General features: G+C 74.6%; 14 protein-coding genes. 12 read left to right on the top strand and 2 right to left on the bottom strand.

All coding sequences use genetic code 11. The features are described 5' to 3' along the window. From ribD to A6V29_RS15745, 7 genes are all read left to right on the top strand, one after another. On the top strand, positions 1–711 hold a 711-nt coding region (gene ribD, locus A6V29_RS15775; protein WP_137161195.1), incomplete at its 5' end, for a bifunctional diaminohydroxyphosphoribosylaminopyrimidine deaminase/5-amino-6-(5-phosphoribosylamino)uracil reductase RibD. Position 712: 1 nt separating this feature from the next. Beyond that, positions 713–1,399: a riboflavin synthase gene (locus A6V29_RS15770; protein WP_137161194.1), complete on the top strand. Its 687-nt coding sequence runs from the start codon at positions 713–715 to the stop codon at positions 1,397–1,399. Further along, a complete protein-coding gene (locus A6V29_RS15765) occupies positions 1,396–2,724 on the top strand; it encodes a bifunctional 3,4-dihydroxy-2-butanone-4-phosphate synthase/GTP cyclohydrolase II (protein ID WP_137161193.1) in 1,329 nt (442 codons plus the stop codon). The genes A6V29_RS15770 and A6V29_RS15765 overlap by 4 nt, the downstream gene beginning before the upstream one ends. 16 nt (positions 2,725–2,740) lie before the next feature. Beyond that, positions 2,741–3,265, top strand: a complete 525-nt coding sequence (gene ribH / locus A6V29_RS15760; RefSeq protein ID WP_137161192.1) for a 6,7-dimethyl-8-ribityllumazine synthase — start codon at positions 2,741–2,743, stop codon at positions 3,263–3,265. Beyond that, a complete protein-coding gene (locus tag A6V29_RS15755) occupies positions 3,262–3,525 on the top strand; it encodes a phosphoribosyl-ATP diphosphatase (protein ID WP_137161191.1) in 264 nt (87 codons plus the stop codon). Before ribH ends, A6V29_RS15755 begins: the two co-directional genes overlap by 4 nt. A gap of 24 nt (positions 3,526–3,549) precedes the next feature. Further along, entirely contained in the window at positions 3,550–4,410 is an 861-nt protein-coding gene (gene hisG, locus A6V29_RS15750; RefSeq protein WP_137161190.1) for an ATP phosphoribosyltransferase, read from the top strand. A 6-nt stretch (positions 4,411–4,416) separates the two neighbouring features. After that, complete coding sequence (locus A6V29_RS15745) at positions 4,417–4,899, top strand: SSI family serine proteinase inhibitor (protein WP_212719460.1); 483 nt, start codon at positions 4,417–4,419, stop codon at positions 4,897–4,899. A 7-nt stretch (positions 4,900–4,906) separates the two neighbouring features. Here the strand turns inward: A6V29_RS15745 and A6V29_RS15740 are convergent, their stop codons facing one another. Beyond that, positions 4,907–5,749 (bottom strand): oxamate carbamoyltransferase subunit AllH family protein, encoded by an 843-nt coding sequence (locus tag A6V29_RS15740; RefSeq protein ID WP_249933273.1) that lies wholly within the window; start codon positions 5,747–5,749, stop codon positions 4,907–4,909. Between the two features lie 583 nt (positions 5,750–6,332). Here A6V29_RS15740 and A6V29_RS15735 point away from each other — a divergent pair. Then, entirely contained in the window at positions 6,333–8,147 is a 1,815-nt protein-coding gene (locus A6V29_RS15735) for a PucR family transcriptional regulator (RefSeq protein ID WP_137161188.1), read from the top strand. Positions 8,148–8,176: 29 nt separating this feature from the next. Further along, positions 8,177–8,935, top strand: a complete 759-nt coding sequence (locus A6V29_RS15730) for an SDR family NAD(P)-dependent oxidoreductase (protein WP_137161187.1) — start codon at positions 8,177–8,179, stop codon at positions 8,933–8,935. A 111-nt stretch (positions 8,936–9,046) separates the two neighbouring features. On the opposite strand, the gene A6V29_RS15725 is transcribed toward A6V29_RS15730, so the two are convergent. After that, on the bottom strand, positions 9,047–10,591 hold the full coding sequence (locus tag A6V29_RS15725) for a helix-turn-helix domain-containing protein (protein WP_212719458.1): 1,545 nt from the start codon (positions 10,589–10,591) through the stop codon (positions 9,047–9,049). Between the two features lie 77 nt (positions 10,592–10,668). Here A6V29_RS15725 and A6V29_RS15720 point away from each other — a divergent pair, with 77 nt between their 5' ends. From A6V29_RS15720 to A6V29_RS15710, 3 genes are all read left to right on the top strand, one after another. Beyond that, on the top strand, positions 10,669–11,415 hold the full coding sequence (locus A6V29_RS15720; protein ID WP_137161186.1) for an SDR family oxidoreductase: 747 nt from the start codon (positions 10,669–10,671) through the stop codon (positions 11,413–11,415). 149 nt (positions 11,416–11,564) lie between these two features. After that, a complete protein-coding gene (locus tag A6V29_RS15715; RefSeq protein ID WP_137161185.1) occupies positions 11,565–12,485 on the top strand; it encodes a DMT family transporter in 921 nt (306 codons plus the stop codon). Positions 12,486–12,595: 110 nt separating this feature from the next. Next, positions 12,596–13,603: an Acg family FMN-binding oxidoreductase gene (locus tag A6V29_RS15710; RefSeq protein ID WP_137161184.1), complete on the top strand. Its 1,008-nt coding sequence runs from the start codon at positions 12,596–12,598 to the stop codon at positions 13,601–13,603. Positions 13,604–13,615 lie beyond the last annotated feature (12 nt).

Genomic DNA, 13,615 nt, shown 5'->3' with positions numbered 1-13,615 from the left:
CGGCTGCGGGCCGCCGGCATCGACGTGGAGCTGGGCGTCGAGCAGGACGACGCCGAGGACGGCGCCCTGGCGTCGTGGCTGCTCGGTGTCCGCGCGCAGCGCCCGCAGGTGGTCTGGAAGGTCGCGGCCACCCTCGACGGCCGGGTCGCCGCCGCCGACGGCAGCAGCCGCTGGATCACCGGCGAGCAGGCCCGCGCCGCCGTCCACCGGTTGCGCGCCACCTGCGACGCCGTCGTCGTCGGCTCCGGGACGGTGCTGGCCGACGATCCGCAGCTCACCGTGCGCGACGCCGACGGGCGGGACCTCGGCCGGCAGCCGCTGCGGGTCGTCGTCGACCGCCGGGGCCGGCTGCCCGCGGCCGCCCGCGTGCTGGACGACGCCGCGCCCACGCTGGTGAGCCGCGCCGCCGGTCCCGCCGAGCTGCTGGCCGAGCTGTACGCCCGCGACGTCCGCCGGCTGCTGCTCGAAGGCGGTCCCACGCTGGCCGCGGCCTTCCTGCGGGCGGGTCTCGTGGACGAGGTTGTGGTGCATCTCGCACCGCTCCTGCTGGGTTCCGGGCCCGCCCTGGTCGGTGACCTGGGAATCTCCTCGATCGGCGGAGCGCTGTCGCTCCAGACGGTCGATGTCCTCCCCTTGGGTGGGGACGTGCAGATCCGTCTGCGGCCCACCCGGCACACTGGTGGCCGACAGTCCGTCCGGGAAGGGAGCTGAGGTGTTCACCGGCATCGTCGAAGAGGTGGGCACCCTGGTGCTCCGCGAGGACCAGGCCGACGCCGCCCGGATGGAGATCCGGGCGCGCAAGGTCCTCGAGGACGTCGCCCTGGGCGACTCGATCTCGGTCAACGGCGTCTGCCTGACCGTCACCGAGGTCCGCGACGGCGTCTGGAGCACCGACGTCATGGCCGAGACCCTCCTCCGCAGCAGCCTGGGCAAGGCCGAGGCCGGTGTCCGGGTCAACCTGGAGCGGGCCGTCACGGCGCACACCCGCCTCGGCGGTCACCTGGTGCAGGGGCACGTCGACGGCGTCGGCACCGTGCTCTCCCGCGAGCCGAGCGAGCACTGGGAGGTCGTCCGCATCGGGCTGCCCCAGACCCTCGCCCGGTACGTCGTCGAGAAGGGCTCCATCGCCGTCGACGGCGTCTCGCTCACCGTCAGCGCCGTCAGCAGCGCCACCGACCCCGAGCCGTGGTTCGAGGTCAGCCTGATCCCCACCACCCTCCGCGAGACCACGCTCGGCACCCGAGCCCCGGGGGACCCCGTCAACCTGGAGGTCGACGTGATCGCCAAGTACGTCGAGCGCCTGCTGGAGGCACGCTCGTCGAGCGAGCTGGCGAGCTCGAGCAGGGATACAGCACCGCCGGTCACGCGCCCGACGAGCGCCAGCGAGGAGGAAGCGTGACCGAGAGCCCGCTGTCCCGTCTCGACTCGATCGAGACCGCGATCGCCGCCATCAAGGACGGCCGGCCCGTCGTCGTCATCGACGACGAGGACCGCGAGAACGAGGGCGACCTGATCTTCGCCTCCGAGCTCGCCACCCCCGAGCTGGTCGCCTTCATGGTCCGCTACACGTCGGGCTACATCTGCGTCGCGGTCACCGAGGAGGACGCCGACCGGCTCGACCTGCCGCCGATGTTCCGGGTGAACCAGGACCGGCACGGCACGGCCTACACCGTCACCGTCGACGCGCGCGAGGGCGTCAGCACCGGGATCTCCGCCGCCGACCGCGCGACGACCATCCGCACGCTGGCCGACGCCGACACCACCGCCCAGGACCTGAGCCGCCCGGGCCACATCGTCCCGCTGCGCGCCAAGGACGGCGGCGTGCTGCGCCGCCCGGGGCACACCGAGGCAGCCGTCGACCTCGCCGTCCTCGCCGGGCTGCGGCCCTCCGGCGTGCTCTGCGAGATCGTCAGCGAGAAGGACCCGACCGGCATGGCCCGCGGCGAGGAGCTGCGCGTCTTCGCCGACGAGCACGACCTGGTGATGGTCTCCATCGCCGACCTGATCGCCTACCGCAAGCGGTTCGACAAGCTCGTCGAGCGGGTGGCCGAGGCCACCGTCCCGCTGGCGGCCGGCACCTTCACCGCCGTCGGCTACTCCAGCTCCTACGACGACCGCGAGCACGTCGCCTTCGTCTACGGGGACATCGGCGACGGCGAGGACGTGCTCGTCCGCGTGCACTCCGAGTGCCTCACCGGCGACGTCTTCGGCTCGCTGCGCTGCGACTGCGGGCCGCAGCTGCAGGCGGCGCTGACGGCGGTCGCCGAGGAGGGGCGCGGCATCGTGCTCTACGTCCGCGGCCACGAGGGCCGGGGCATCGGCCTGCTGCACAAGCTGCAGGCCTACCAGCTGCAGGACCTCGGCGTGGACACCGTCGACGCCAACCTCGACCTGGGCCTGCCCGCCGACGCCCGCGACTACGGCACCGGCGCGCAGATCCTCGTTGACCTCGGCGTGCACACCATGCGGCTGCTGACCAACAACCCGGCCAAGCGGGCCGGGCTGGAGGGCTACGGCCTGCGCGTGCTCGGCCGGGTGCCGCTGCCCAGCCACGTCACCGACCAGAACCTCGGCTACCTCCGCACCAAGCGGGACCGGATGGGCCACCTGCTCGACATCATCGAGCCGGAGCCCGAGCTCGTCACGGCGCCCGCGGACGCGCCGGACGCCACGACGGTTCCGGGCACGGACGTGCCGCTCGGGCAGACGGAGCAGCCGCTGTGAGCATCGAACGGGGAGCATGGTGAGCGGTTCGGGAGCGCCGGCCGTCGAGCCGGTGGACGCCGCGGGCCTCACCCTCGGCATCGTCGCCACCACCTGGCACGCGGAGATCACCGACAGCCTGCTGGCCCGGGCGCTCGAGGGGGCCCGCGCCAGCGGGGTCGCGGAGCCCACCGTGGTGCGCGCGCCGGGCGCGGTCGAGCTGCCGGTCGTCGCCCAGGCGCTCACCCAGCGGCACGACGCCGTCGTCGCGCTCGGTGTCGTGATCCGCGGCGGCACGCCGCACTTCGAGTACGTCTGCGACGCCGTCACCGCCGGGCTCACCCGGGTGGCGCTGGACGCGGGCACGCCCGTCGCCAACGGCGTCCTCACCTGCGACACCGAGGAGCAGGCGCGCGACCGCGCGGGGCTCCCCGGCTCGGCGGAGGACAAGGGTTGGGAGGCCGCAATCGCGGCGCTGTCCACCGCCCTGACCCTGCGCGGCCTGCGCGGGCCGCAGCAGACCACCGGGTTCGGCGTGACCCCCGCCGGAGGCCTGCGGTGAAGACGTTCGACGCCCTGTTCGCCGAGCTGTCGGCGAAGGTCGCCGCGGGCGACGAGGGCTCCGGCACCGTCGCCGCGGTGCGCGACGGCGTGCACGCCGCCGGCAAGAAGGTCGTCGAGGAGGCCGCCGAGGCATGGATGGCCGCCGAGCACGAGAGCGAGGAGCGCACCGCCGAGGAGATCAGCCAGCTCCTCTACCGGGTGCAGGTCCTCATGCTGGCGCGCGGCCTGACCCTGGACGACGTGTACACGCACCTCTGATCCCGACCCCTAGGAGTTCCTGACGTGCTGCGCATCGCCGTGCCCAACAAGGGCGTCCTGAGCGAGCCCGCGGCCGAGATGCTCGCCGAGAGCGGCTACCACCAGCGGCGGAGCACCAAGGACCTCGTGGTCTACGACCCGGAGTACGACACCGAGTTCTTCTACCTCCGGCCGCGGGACATCGCGGTCTACGTCGCCTCCGGCACCCTGGACGTCGGCATCACCGGGCGCGACATGCTGCTCGAGACGGCGCCGGAGGACGGCTCGGCCGCGGTCGAGGTCATGCCGCTGGGCTTCGGCGTCTCCTCCTTCCGCTTCGCCGCGCCGGTGGGGTCGGGCATCGAGCGGGTCGAGCAGCTGGCGGGCAAGCGCATCGCGACGGCGTACCCGGTGCTGCTGCGGCGCTTCCTGGCGGATTCCGGCATCGGGGCCGACGTGGTGAAGCTCGACGGGGCCGTCGAGACCGCGTGCCGGCTCGGGGTAGCCGACGCCGTCTGCGACGTCGTCGAGACCGGGACGACGCTGCGGGCCGCCGGGCTGCAGGTCATCGGGGAGCCGGTGCTGGCCAGCGAGGCGATCCTCGTGGGCCGCGAGGGCGCCCAGGAGATCCCGGCGGTCGCTCAGCTGCGACGTCGGCTGCAGGGCGTGCTGGTCGCGCGGCAGTACGTGATGCTCGACTACGACTGCCCCGACGAGATCCTCGCCGAGGCGACGGAGATCACCCCCGGGATGGAGGGCCCGACGGTCAGCCCGCTGCAGCGCCCCGGCTGGTCGGCGGTGCGGGCGATGGTCCGCCGCAGCGAGACCAACCAGATCATGGACCAGCTGTACGAGCTCGGTGCCCGCGCCATCCTCGTGACCAGCATCCACGCCTCCCGGCTGTAGGCAGCGATGCGCCGGCTGCTCCTGGGGCTCCTGCCCGTCGTCGTCCTCGCGCTGGCCGGGTGCGGCTCCGCCGACGAGGGCGAGGAGCCGGCCACCCCCTCGGCGGGCGCTCCGGACGGCGACGGCGGCCCGGCTGCCGGCGGGATCAGCCAGGCCGAGAACGACCTCCAGGTCCGGCTCGATCTCGGTGACGGGAGCCCGGCCCAGCTGTGGACCCTCACCTGTGCCGGGGTCGTCGAGGGCAGCCACCCCGACGCGCCGGCGGCGTGCGAGCACCTCGCCGGCCTGGACGACCCGTTCGCGCCGCTGCCGGAGGACGTCTGGTGCACCCAGCAGTACGGCGGACCGCAGACGGCGACGATCGCCGGCCGCTGGGCAGGGCAGCAGGTCGACCTCGCGGTCTCCCGGGTCGACGGCTGCCGGATCGCCCAGTGGGACTCGCTGGTCCCGCTCCTGCCCCCGGTGGACGGCGCCGACCTGGTCGGTTGAGGTCTGCTCAGCCCCTCCCGGTCCGGTCGACGAGGTCGATCGCGGTGCACAGCCCCAGCGCCGTCGCCCGGCCGCTGGTGCTGCCTGAGTCGAGCAGGTCGGCCACGGCCGGACCGAGCGGCCGCTCGCCGACGAGGGCGTGCAGCACGGCTGCGTACTCGCCGCTGACCCGGCCTGCCGCGGCGTGCGCCAGGAGGGCGCGGGAGAGCTCACCGGCACGGCCTGCGGCCAGCGCGGTGACGCCCGCGGCGAACCGCTCGGCGGCCGGGTGGCCCAGCAGCACCAGACCCGCCACCGTGCCGGCCATGACGTCGTCACCGGCCGGGGTCAGGCCCGGTCCGAGGCCGATCAGCCGGGACGCCGTGCGGAGCGCGGCGTCGAGGTCGGCCCGACGGACCGCACCGCGGAGCGCGGCCAGCGGACCGCCGGGGCCGGTCGGCATGCCGGGGAGGGAGAAGGCGCTGTGCGGCACGCCCTCGCCGTACAGGGTGTTGCGCAGCTGCCGCACGCCTTCGGGGAGGAGCGCCGGGCGCGGGGTGGGCAGCCGGGGGCGGGGGTCCCACCACGCGGCCGCGGTGACGGTGAGCTCGCCGACGACGATCCGGCCGCTGCCGACGTACGCGGGGGCGCCCGCGGGCGCCGACACGAGCGGCCGGCCGGTGCTCGGGCGGAACAGCATGCAGCCCAGCGGGAGCCGGACCGCGTCGCTGGTCAGCACGCCGACGACGTCGCCGGACCGCTCACCCGGTACGTGGAGGTAGACGCCGGACGGCGTGTTCGCGACCACGCGTGCCCGCCGGACGGGTCCGCGGAGCAGGGTGGCGACACCGGTGCTGGCTGCTGCGGGCACGCCGGCCAGATGGCGCGGGGGGCGCGCGGTGCGCGTGGCCGATCCCGCGGCCCGGGGATGGGGGATCGGGGGGATGCCGGCGCGCGGCCCACCTCCCCGCACGGGGGCCGCGGGAACGCGGCCCAGGGAATTCGTGGTGTGGTCGACGGTGCGCATGGCGGCCCTTCGCCGGAGGGTCGACGGAGGTGAGACCGGCCCCCGTCGGAGTCCCGCTCGACGTCCACGTGCCGCGGACCGGGCGGGGAGCCGGGAGGGGGCCCAGGAGCACCGGATCCCGGTGGACCGCCTAGCATCGCTGCCAGCGGGGTCGAGCAGGCTTCGAACGGTATGCGGCGCGTCGCACGCCGTCTCATGGCGGAACTCGCCAAGATTGGTTGTCCGCGTCCAGGGACTCCTGACAGATTCCTGGGAGACAACAGCGTGATCGGCAACGGAAAAGGGGCGGTCTGTGACGCATAGTGACACCTCACTCTCGGCGTCCACTCACCGTGACGGGGCGGTTCCGTTCCGGCGCAACTGGGCCGTCGACGAGCCGACGCGCACCGACCCCTCGCCGTCCGACCGGGGGAGCTGGCAGGAGCGCATGGGACTGACCGTCGAGCACGTGCTCCAGCTGTCCGGCCTGGCCGGCGCGACCGTCGTCGCCGGACGTTCCGGGCTGGCCCGGACCGTGCGCCACATGGTGGTCGACAGCCCCGCCGATCCCCTCGGGGCGGCCGGGCCCGACGTGCTCGTCGTCCTGGGCGCGCGGTTGCCACCGGCCGACGCGGCCAACTGCCGGGCCCTGGTGGAGCGGCTGGACTCGATGGGCACCGCCGCACTCGCGTTCAGGCGTGCCGAGGGGCCGCCGCCGGTGCCGGCCGAGGTGCTCGCCGAGGCCGACCGCCGCGGACTGCCGGTGCTGGCGCTGCCGGGCACGGTGCGCCTCGACGAGGTGGTGTCCGAGGTGCTCGGCGCCGTCGTCACCAAGCAGGGGCAGGCGCTGGCGCTGTCCTCGCGCATGGACGACGAGTTCATGGAGGTGGCGCTCACCGGGGGCGGCCTGGCCGAGGTGACCCAGCGGCTGGCCGTCATGCTCGACGGGGCCGCGGTGCTCGGGCTCGGCCCGGACCGCGAGGTCGTCACCAGCGCCGGCCCGCGGGACGACGTCACAGAGATCAGCGACTGGCTGTGGCTGCTGGACGCGGCGGCGGACGACGCACTGGCGGAGCTGGGGCCCTCCCGCCGGCTCGCCGGGGTGCGCGCGGACCGGACGGCGGTCACCCCGGCCGACGTGCTGGCCGACGCCGACCTGTCACCGGCCGACGGCATCCTGCTGGTGCCCGGCCACCACCAGCTCCCCGGCGGGGTGGGGGAGTACGCCGTCGCCCCGATCATGGCCGGCGACCAGCGGCACGGCTGGCTGGTCGCGGTGCACCGGACCGGCGAGCTGATGGTGGGCGCCGGCGGGGTGCTGGAGCGCGCCGCGGTGATCGCCGCGCTCTCGGTGATCCGGCTCCAGGCGGTGCACTCCGTGGAGCTGCGCTTCCAGGGCGACCTGGTGCGCCGTCTCGTCGGCGGGTCGGTCGGGCACACCGAGCGCACGCTGGCCTACACCCGATCCTTCGGCTGGCGGCTGGACGGCCCGGTCGCCGTGCTGGTCACCGCCACCGAGACCGTCGCCGACGCCGCCGGCGACCCCACCCGGGCGCTGGACGTCCTCGACCGGCTGGCCGACGGGTGGCGAGCCGCGCTGGAGAGCGAGGTGGCCGGGGCCGCCGTCGCCGGGCTGGCGACCGAGATCGTCACGCTCCTGCCGCTGGACGGCCGGACCCCCGAGGAGGTCTCCGCCCTCGTCGCCGCGGTCAGCTCCCGGGTCAACGGCCGGCTGCGCCGGTTGGGACGGGTGCTCGGCACCGGCATCGGCCGGCCCGCGGGCTCGCTGTCGGAGCTGGCCGAGGCGCACCGGCAGGCCCAGCGCGCGCTGGGGGTGGGGCAGGAGATCCACGGCGGGTCCTCGGTGACCCACTTCGACCAGCTCGGGGTGTTCCGGCTGCTCTCCCTGATCCCCGACAGCACCGAGCTGCGGTCCTACGTCGACGAGGTGCTCGGCCCGCTGGCCGACGCCACCGATGCCGACTCGGCGGACCTGCGCGACACGCTGCGGGTGCTGCTGGAGACCAACCTCAACGTCGCGGAGTCGGCCCGGCGGCTGCACTTCCACTACAACACGATGCGCTACCGCATCGGCAAGCTGGAGCGGATGCTGGGCCCGTTCACCAGCGACCCCACGCTGCGGCTGAACCTGCTGCTGGCGCTGCACGCGGCCCGCATGAGCGGGCTGGACCAGCCGCACCGGCCGCCCCTGGAGGGTGGTCGGCAGCTCCCGCCCGACGAGGGGCTCGACCAGCTGCTGTGACGACGACGTCCCCGATGGAGCAGAAGTACATGAGCGAGCCCACCCGTCCGCTGCAGGGCAAGGTCGCCCTGGTCACCGGCGCGTCGTCCGGGATCGGCGCGGCGACGGCGGAGGTCCTCGCGGCCGCCGGCGCCGCCGTCGCGATCGGTGCCCGGCGGAAGGACCGGTTGGCCGAGCTCGCCGGACGGTTGCGGGCCGACGGCGCCACGGTGCTGGAGCTGGACCTGGACGTCACCGACGAGCAGGCCTGCGCCGACGCGGTGGCCCGGACGCGGGCGGAGCTGGGCGGCCTCGACGTCCTGGTGAACAACGCCGGCGTGATGCTGCTCGGCACGATCGTCGGGGCGGACCCGGAGGACTGGCGGCGCATGCTGTCCACCAACGTCCTGGGGGTCATGTACATGACCCACGCCGCGATCGAGGGCATGGTCGAGCAGGGTGCGGGCGACATCGTGAACATCTCCAGCGTCGCGGGCCGGACGGCCCGCAAGGGTGCGGGGGCCTACAACGCCAGCAAGTGGGCGGTGAACGCCTTCAGCGAGTCACTGCGCCAGGAGGTGACCGGCCGGGGTGTGCGGATCAGCCTGGTCGAGCCGGGCGCCGTCGCCACCGAGCTGACCGACCACATCACCCAGCCCGAGGCGAAGGCCGCGTCGAAGAAGGCGGCCACCATGATCACGCCGCTGCAGGCCGACGACGTCGCCCGCGCGATCCTCTACGTGGTCAGCCAGCCGCCGTACGTCGCGGTGAACGAGCTCCTCGTCCGCCCCACCGACCAGGAGCGCTGAGCCCCTCTGCGGCGTCCTCCCTCGCCGCAGCGCGTCCTCCCTCCCCGTGCGCGCCGAGGGAGGACGCGCTGGGATCAGGTCACCTGATCCCAGCCCAGCCAGCTCAGCACGTCAGTCGTGGAAGACCTCGATGGACGCGCCGATCTCCACCAGCCGCTCGTAGAGGTGCTCGTAGCCGCGGGCGATGATGTCCACGTTGCGCAGCACCGACGTCCCCTTGGCGGCGAGCATCGCCAGCAGGATGCAGACGGCGGGTCGCAGCGCCGGCGGGCACACGACCTCCGCGCTCGACCACCGCGTCGGGCCGTCGATCAGCACGCGGTGCGGGTCGAGCAGCCGGACGTCGGCGCCCAGCCGGGTCAGGTCGGAGAGGTGGATCGCCCGGTTGTCGTAGACCCAGTCGTGGATCATCGTCGAGCCCTCGGCCTGCGCGGCGATCACCGCGAAGAACGGCAGGTTGTCGATGTTCAGGCCCGGGAACGGCATCGGGTGGATCTTGTCGATGGGTGCTCGCAGCCGGGACGGGTGGATGGTGATGTCGGCCAGCCGCGTGTGCCCGTTGTCGGCGAGGTACTCCGGCGAGAGCTCGTAGCGCAGCCCCATCTCCGCCAGCACCGCGAGCTCGATCTCGAGGAACTCCACGGGCGCCCGCCGCACGGTGAGCTCCGAATCGGTCACGATGCCGGCGGTCAGCAGGCTCATCGCCTCGACCGGGTCCTCGCTGATCGTGTAGTCGACGTCGGCGTCGAGCACGGGCCGGCCGGTGACCACCAGCGTCGTCGTCCCGAGGCCCTCGATGCCCACGCCCAGCAGCTGCAGGTACAGGATCAGGTCCTGGACCATGTAGTTGGAGCTGGCGTTGCGGATGGTCGTCGTGCCCTCGGCGCGGGCGGCGGCGAGCAGCGCGTTCTCGGTCACGGTGTCCCCGCGCTCGGTGAGCACGATGGTCCGCGTGCTGGCGCCGGTCGGGGTGACGGTGGCGTGGTACTCGCCGGCCCGCGCCTCGACCTCCAGCCCGAAGGGGCGCAGCGCGATCATGTGCGGCTGCACCGTGCGGGTGCCGAGGTCGCATCCGCCCGCGTAGGGCAGCTCGAAGGTGCCGGCCCGGTGCAGCAGCGGCCCCAGGAACATGATGATGCTGCGCGTCCGGCGGGCCGCGTCCGCGTCGATGCCGGCGAGGTCCAGTTCGTCGGGGACGGCGATGGTCAGGTCGCGCCCGGCCTCGTCCCAGGTGGCGACGACGCCGATCGAGCGCAGCACGTCGAGGATCCGCTCCACCTCGACGATGCGGGCCACGTTGCGCAGCGTGGTGCGGCCACGGTTGAGCAGCGCCGCGCAGAGCAGGGCGACGGCGGCGTTCTTCGAGGACTTCACCGCCACGCTGCCCGACAGCGGCCGGCCGCCGGTCACGCGCAGGTGCGTCGGCCCCGCCGGCCCGACGCTGATCAACTCGCTCTCCAGCGCGGCGGAGAGCCGGCCGAGCAGCTCGAGGGTGAGGTTCTGGTTGCCCTGCTCGATGCGGGCCACCGCGCTCTGGCTGGTTCCCAGCCGCTCGGCCAGCTGCTGCTGGGTGAGGCCGCGGTGCCGGCGGGCGTCGCGCACCAGCGCACCGATCCGGGCCATCGCGGTGTCGGGAGAAGAGTCGGTCACCGTCACCGCGCCACGGTATCTCGTCTGTGAGATACACGGGCCGGGTGGCTCGCCGCACCCTCCGGACGGGCCACACTGCTCCCGTGGACGTGCTCATCACCGGAGGGACGGGGCAGCTCGGCCGGCGGCTGGTCCCGTTGCTGCAGGACGCCGGCCACACGGTGCGGCAGATGTCGCGGCGGGGGACCGGGCCCGGAGGGGTGCGCGGCGACCTCGCCACCGGCTTCGACCTGCGGCCGGCGCTCGCCGGCGCGGAGCTGGTCGTGCACGCCGCCAGCGACCCGCGGGGCGACCCCTGGCAGGTCGACGTCGCCGGCACCCGCCGGCTGGTGGAGGCGGTCGACCGCGACCGGCTGCGGCACCTGGTGTACGTCTCGATCGTCGGGGTCGACCGCATCCCGTTCGGCTACTACCGGGCGAAGTTCGCCGCCGAGCAGGTGCTGCTCGCGTCGGGCCTGCCGGTCACCCTGGTGCGGGTCACGCAGTTCCACCACTTCGTCGACCAGCTGCTCGAGACCGCCCGGCGCGGGCCGGTGCTGCCCGTGCCGATGGGCTGGCGCGGCGCACCGGTGGACGTCGACGAGGTCGCCGCCCACCTCGTGGACGTCGTGGCCGGTCCGCCGAGCGGCGGGGTCGTCGAGTTCGGCGGACCGCAGGAGCTCACCGCGGCGGAGCTGGCGCGGACGTGGTCGGCGGCGCGGGCGCCCGGCGTGCACGTCGTCGCGACGCCGGTGCCCGGGAAGCTGAGCACCGCGTTCCGCGACGGCGCGGCCGTGCCCTCCAGCGGCGCCCGCGGCCGGCGCACCTACGCCGAGCACGTCCGCGGCTGACGCCGGCACGACGCGACGGCGACCCCGGCGACCACGGCGACTCCGGCGACCACGGCGTTCCTGCCGCGATCCGCACGATGTCGGCCGACCTCGCTGCGACGACCGGGAACCGGCGGAGAAGTGTCGGCAGCGGTGCCTAGGGTCCGCACGTGAGCTCTCCCGCGGGCACTCCTTCCGGCCGCACCCTCCTCGCCATCACCGTCACGCTCCTGGCCTGGGCCTCGGCCTTCGTGGCGATCCGCAGCGTGGGGGAGGACCTCTCGCCCGGGGCGCTCGCGCTCGGCCGCCTGCTGGTCGGGACGGCGGTGCTGGGTCTGCTCCTGCTCGGCCGCACGTGGGTCCGGCCCCGCGGCCGCGAGTGGGGCCTGCTGGCGGTCTGCGGCGTCGGCTGGTTCGGCATCTACAACGTCGCGCTCAACGCGGCCGAACAGCACCTGGACGCCGGCACGACGGCGATGCTGGTGAACATCGGGCCGATCCTCATCGCCGTCTTCGCCGGGCTGCTCCTCGGCGAGGGCTTCCCCCGGTGGCTGGTCGTCGGCATCGCCGTCGCGTTCGCCGGGGTGGTGCTCATCGGCCTCGCCACCCGCAGTGCCGAGGCCGACCTCGTCGGTGTGCTGCTCTGCCTCGTCGCCGCGGTCACCTACGCCGCGGGCGCCGTCGCGCAGAAGCCGTTGCTGGCGCGGCTGCCGGGCCTGCAGGTCACCTTCATGGCCTGCGCCGTGGGGGCGATCTGCTGCCTGCCCTGGGCCGGCGTCCTCGCTCGCGAGCTGCCGGCCGCGCCGGCGGGATCCGTCGTCGGCATGGTCTACCTCGGCGTGGTGCCGACGGCGCTGGCGTTCAGCACCTGGGCCTACGCGCTGAGCCGGATGGACGCCGGCCGGCTGGGCGTCACCACCTACCTCGTCCCGCCGCTGGTCATCCTGCTGGGCTGGCTGCTGCTGGACGAGGTGCCGCCCGCGCTCGCGGTGGTAGGCGGTGCGGTCTGCCTGGTCGGGGTGGCGGTCTCCCGCCGGCGCGACCGGCGACCTACGGTGGTCGAGGAGCAACCGGCGGCTGCGGTGCCGTGACCGCGCCGGGCGGCGTTCGGGTGGCGGGCACGATGGGGTAGGCAGGTCGGCGACAGGTCCCGCTGACGCGTCCGGCGGGCAGCACCTGACGTGACCGGGAGGTACCGGCGGTGGAGCACCAGGAGTGGGCGACGGTGGTCGAGGCGGCCACCCGCGCGCCGTCGATCCACAACACCCAGCCGTGGCGGTTCGCGGCCACGGCCGACCGGCTCGACGTCTCGCTCGACCGCGACCGCGCCCTCCCCGTGCTCGACCCCACCGGCCGCCAGCAGGTGATCAGCTGCGGCATCGCCGTGGAGTTCGCCGTCGTCGCCCTCGCGGCAGCCGGGCGGGTCAGCGAGGTGGAGCTCCTCCCGGACGCCGACGACCAGGACCACCTGGCCACGATCCGAGTCATCGCCGACATCGAGCCGACCGCCGAGGACCGCGAGCTCGCCGCCGCGATCGACCGGCGGCAGACGGTCCGCGACCCCTTCCAGCGCCGGCCCGTGCCCGTCGAGCTGCTCGACCGGCTGCAAGCCGAGGCCGGTGCGTTCGGCTGCTGGTTCAAGCCGGTGACCAGGTCGGAGGAGGAGGTCGCGACGGTCTTCCTCATCGACCGCGCCGAGGAGCTGGAGCAGGGCGACCCGGCCTACCTGGCGGAGCTGCGGAGCTGGGTGCGCACCGACCCCACCGCGGTCGACGGCGTGCCGGTGGATGCGGTGCCGAGCGGGGATCCGCACCAGCGCCCCTCGAACTGGTCCATCCGCGACTTCGTCGTCGGCACCCGGGAGCACGCCGCCGCGCAGCCGGCCGACCCCGGCGCGCCGCCGCCGGAGGTCGAGCGCCCGGTCGTGGTGCTCATGGGCACCGACGGGGACGACCGGCACGCGTGGGTGCAGTCCGGCCGCGCGCTGGCCCGGGTCCTGCTGCAGGCCACGGTGGCCGGTGTCGCCGCCTCGCCGCTCACCCAGGCGCTGGACTGGCCGGCGACCCGCAGCCGGATGCGGACCCGGCTGTCGCTGGTGGGCCATCCGCAGATGCTGCTGCGGATGGGGTACCCGGCGGAGGGCTCGACGCCGGCGCGCAGCGGACGGCGTCCCGTGGAGGACGTCCTCACCCGAGCACCGGCCGACTGACCGACCGGCCGG

This window comes from Blastococcus sp. CCUG 61487, from assembly GCF_005222955.1.
Classification (GTDB): Bacteria; Actinomycetota; Actinomycetes; order Mycobacteriales; family Geodermatophilaceae; genus Blastococcus.
This window is presented reverse-complemented; position numbering and strand designations above follow the sequence as displayed.

Excerpts from the sequence above, each read along its gene's own strand:
- ribH (WP_137161192.1), top strand. The coding sequence starts at position 2,741 with ATGGTGAGCGGTTCGGGAGCGCCGGCCGTCGAGCCGGTGGACGCCGCG.
- A6V29_RS15745 (WP_212719460.1), top strand. The coding sequence starts at position 4,417 with ATGCGCCGGCTGCTCCTGGGGCTCCTGCCCGTCGTCGTCCTCGCGCTG.
- A6V29_RS15735 (WP_137161188.1), top strand. The coding sequence starts at position 6,333 with ATGGGACTGACCGTCGAGCACGTGCTCCAGCTGTCCGGCCTGGCCGGC.
- A6V29_RS15730 (WP_137161187.1), top strand. The coding sequence starts at position 8,177 with ATGAGCGAGCCCACCCGTCCGCTGCAGGGCAAGGTCGCCCTGGTCACC.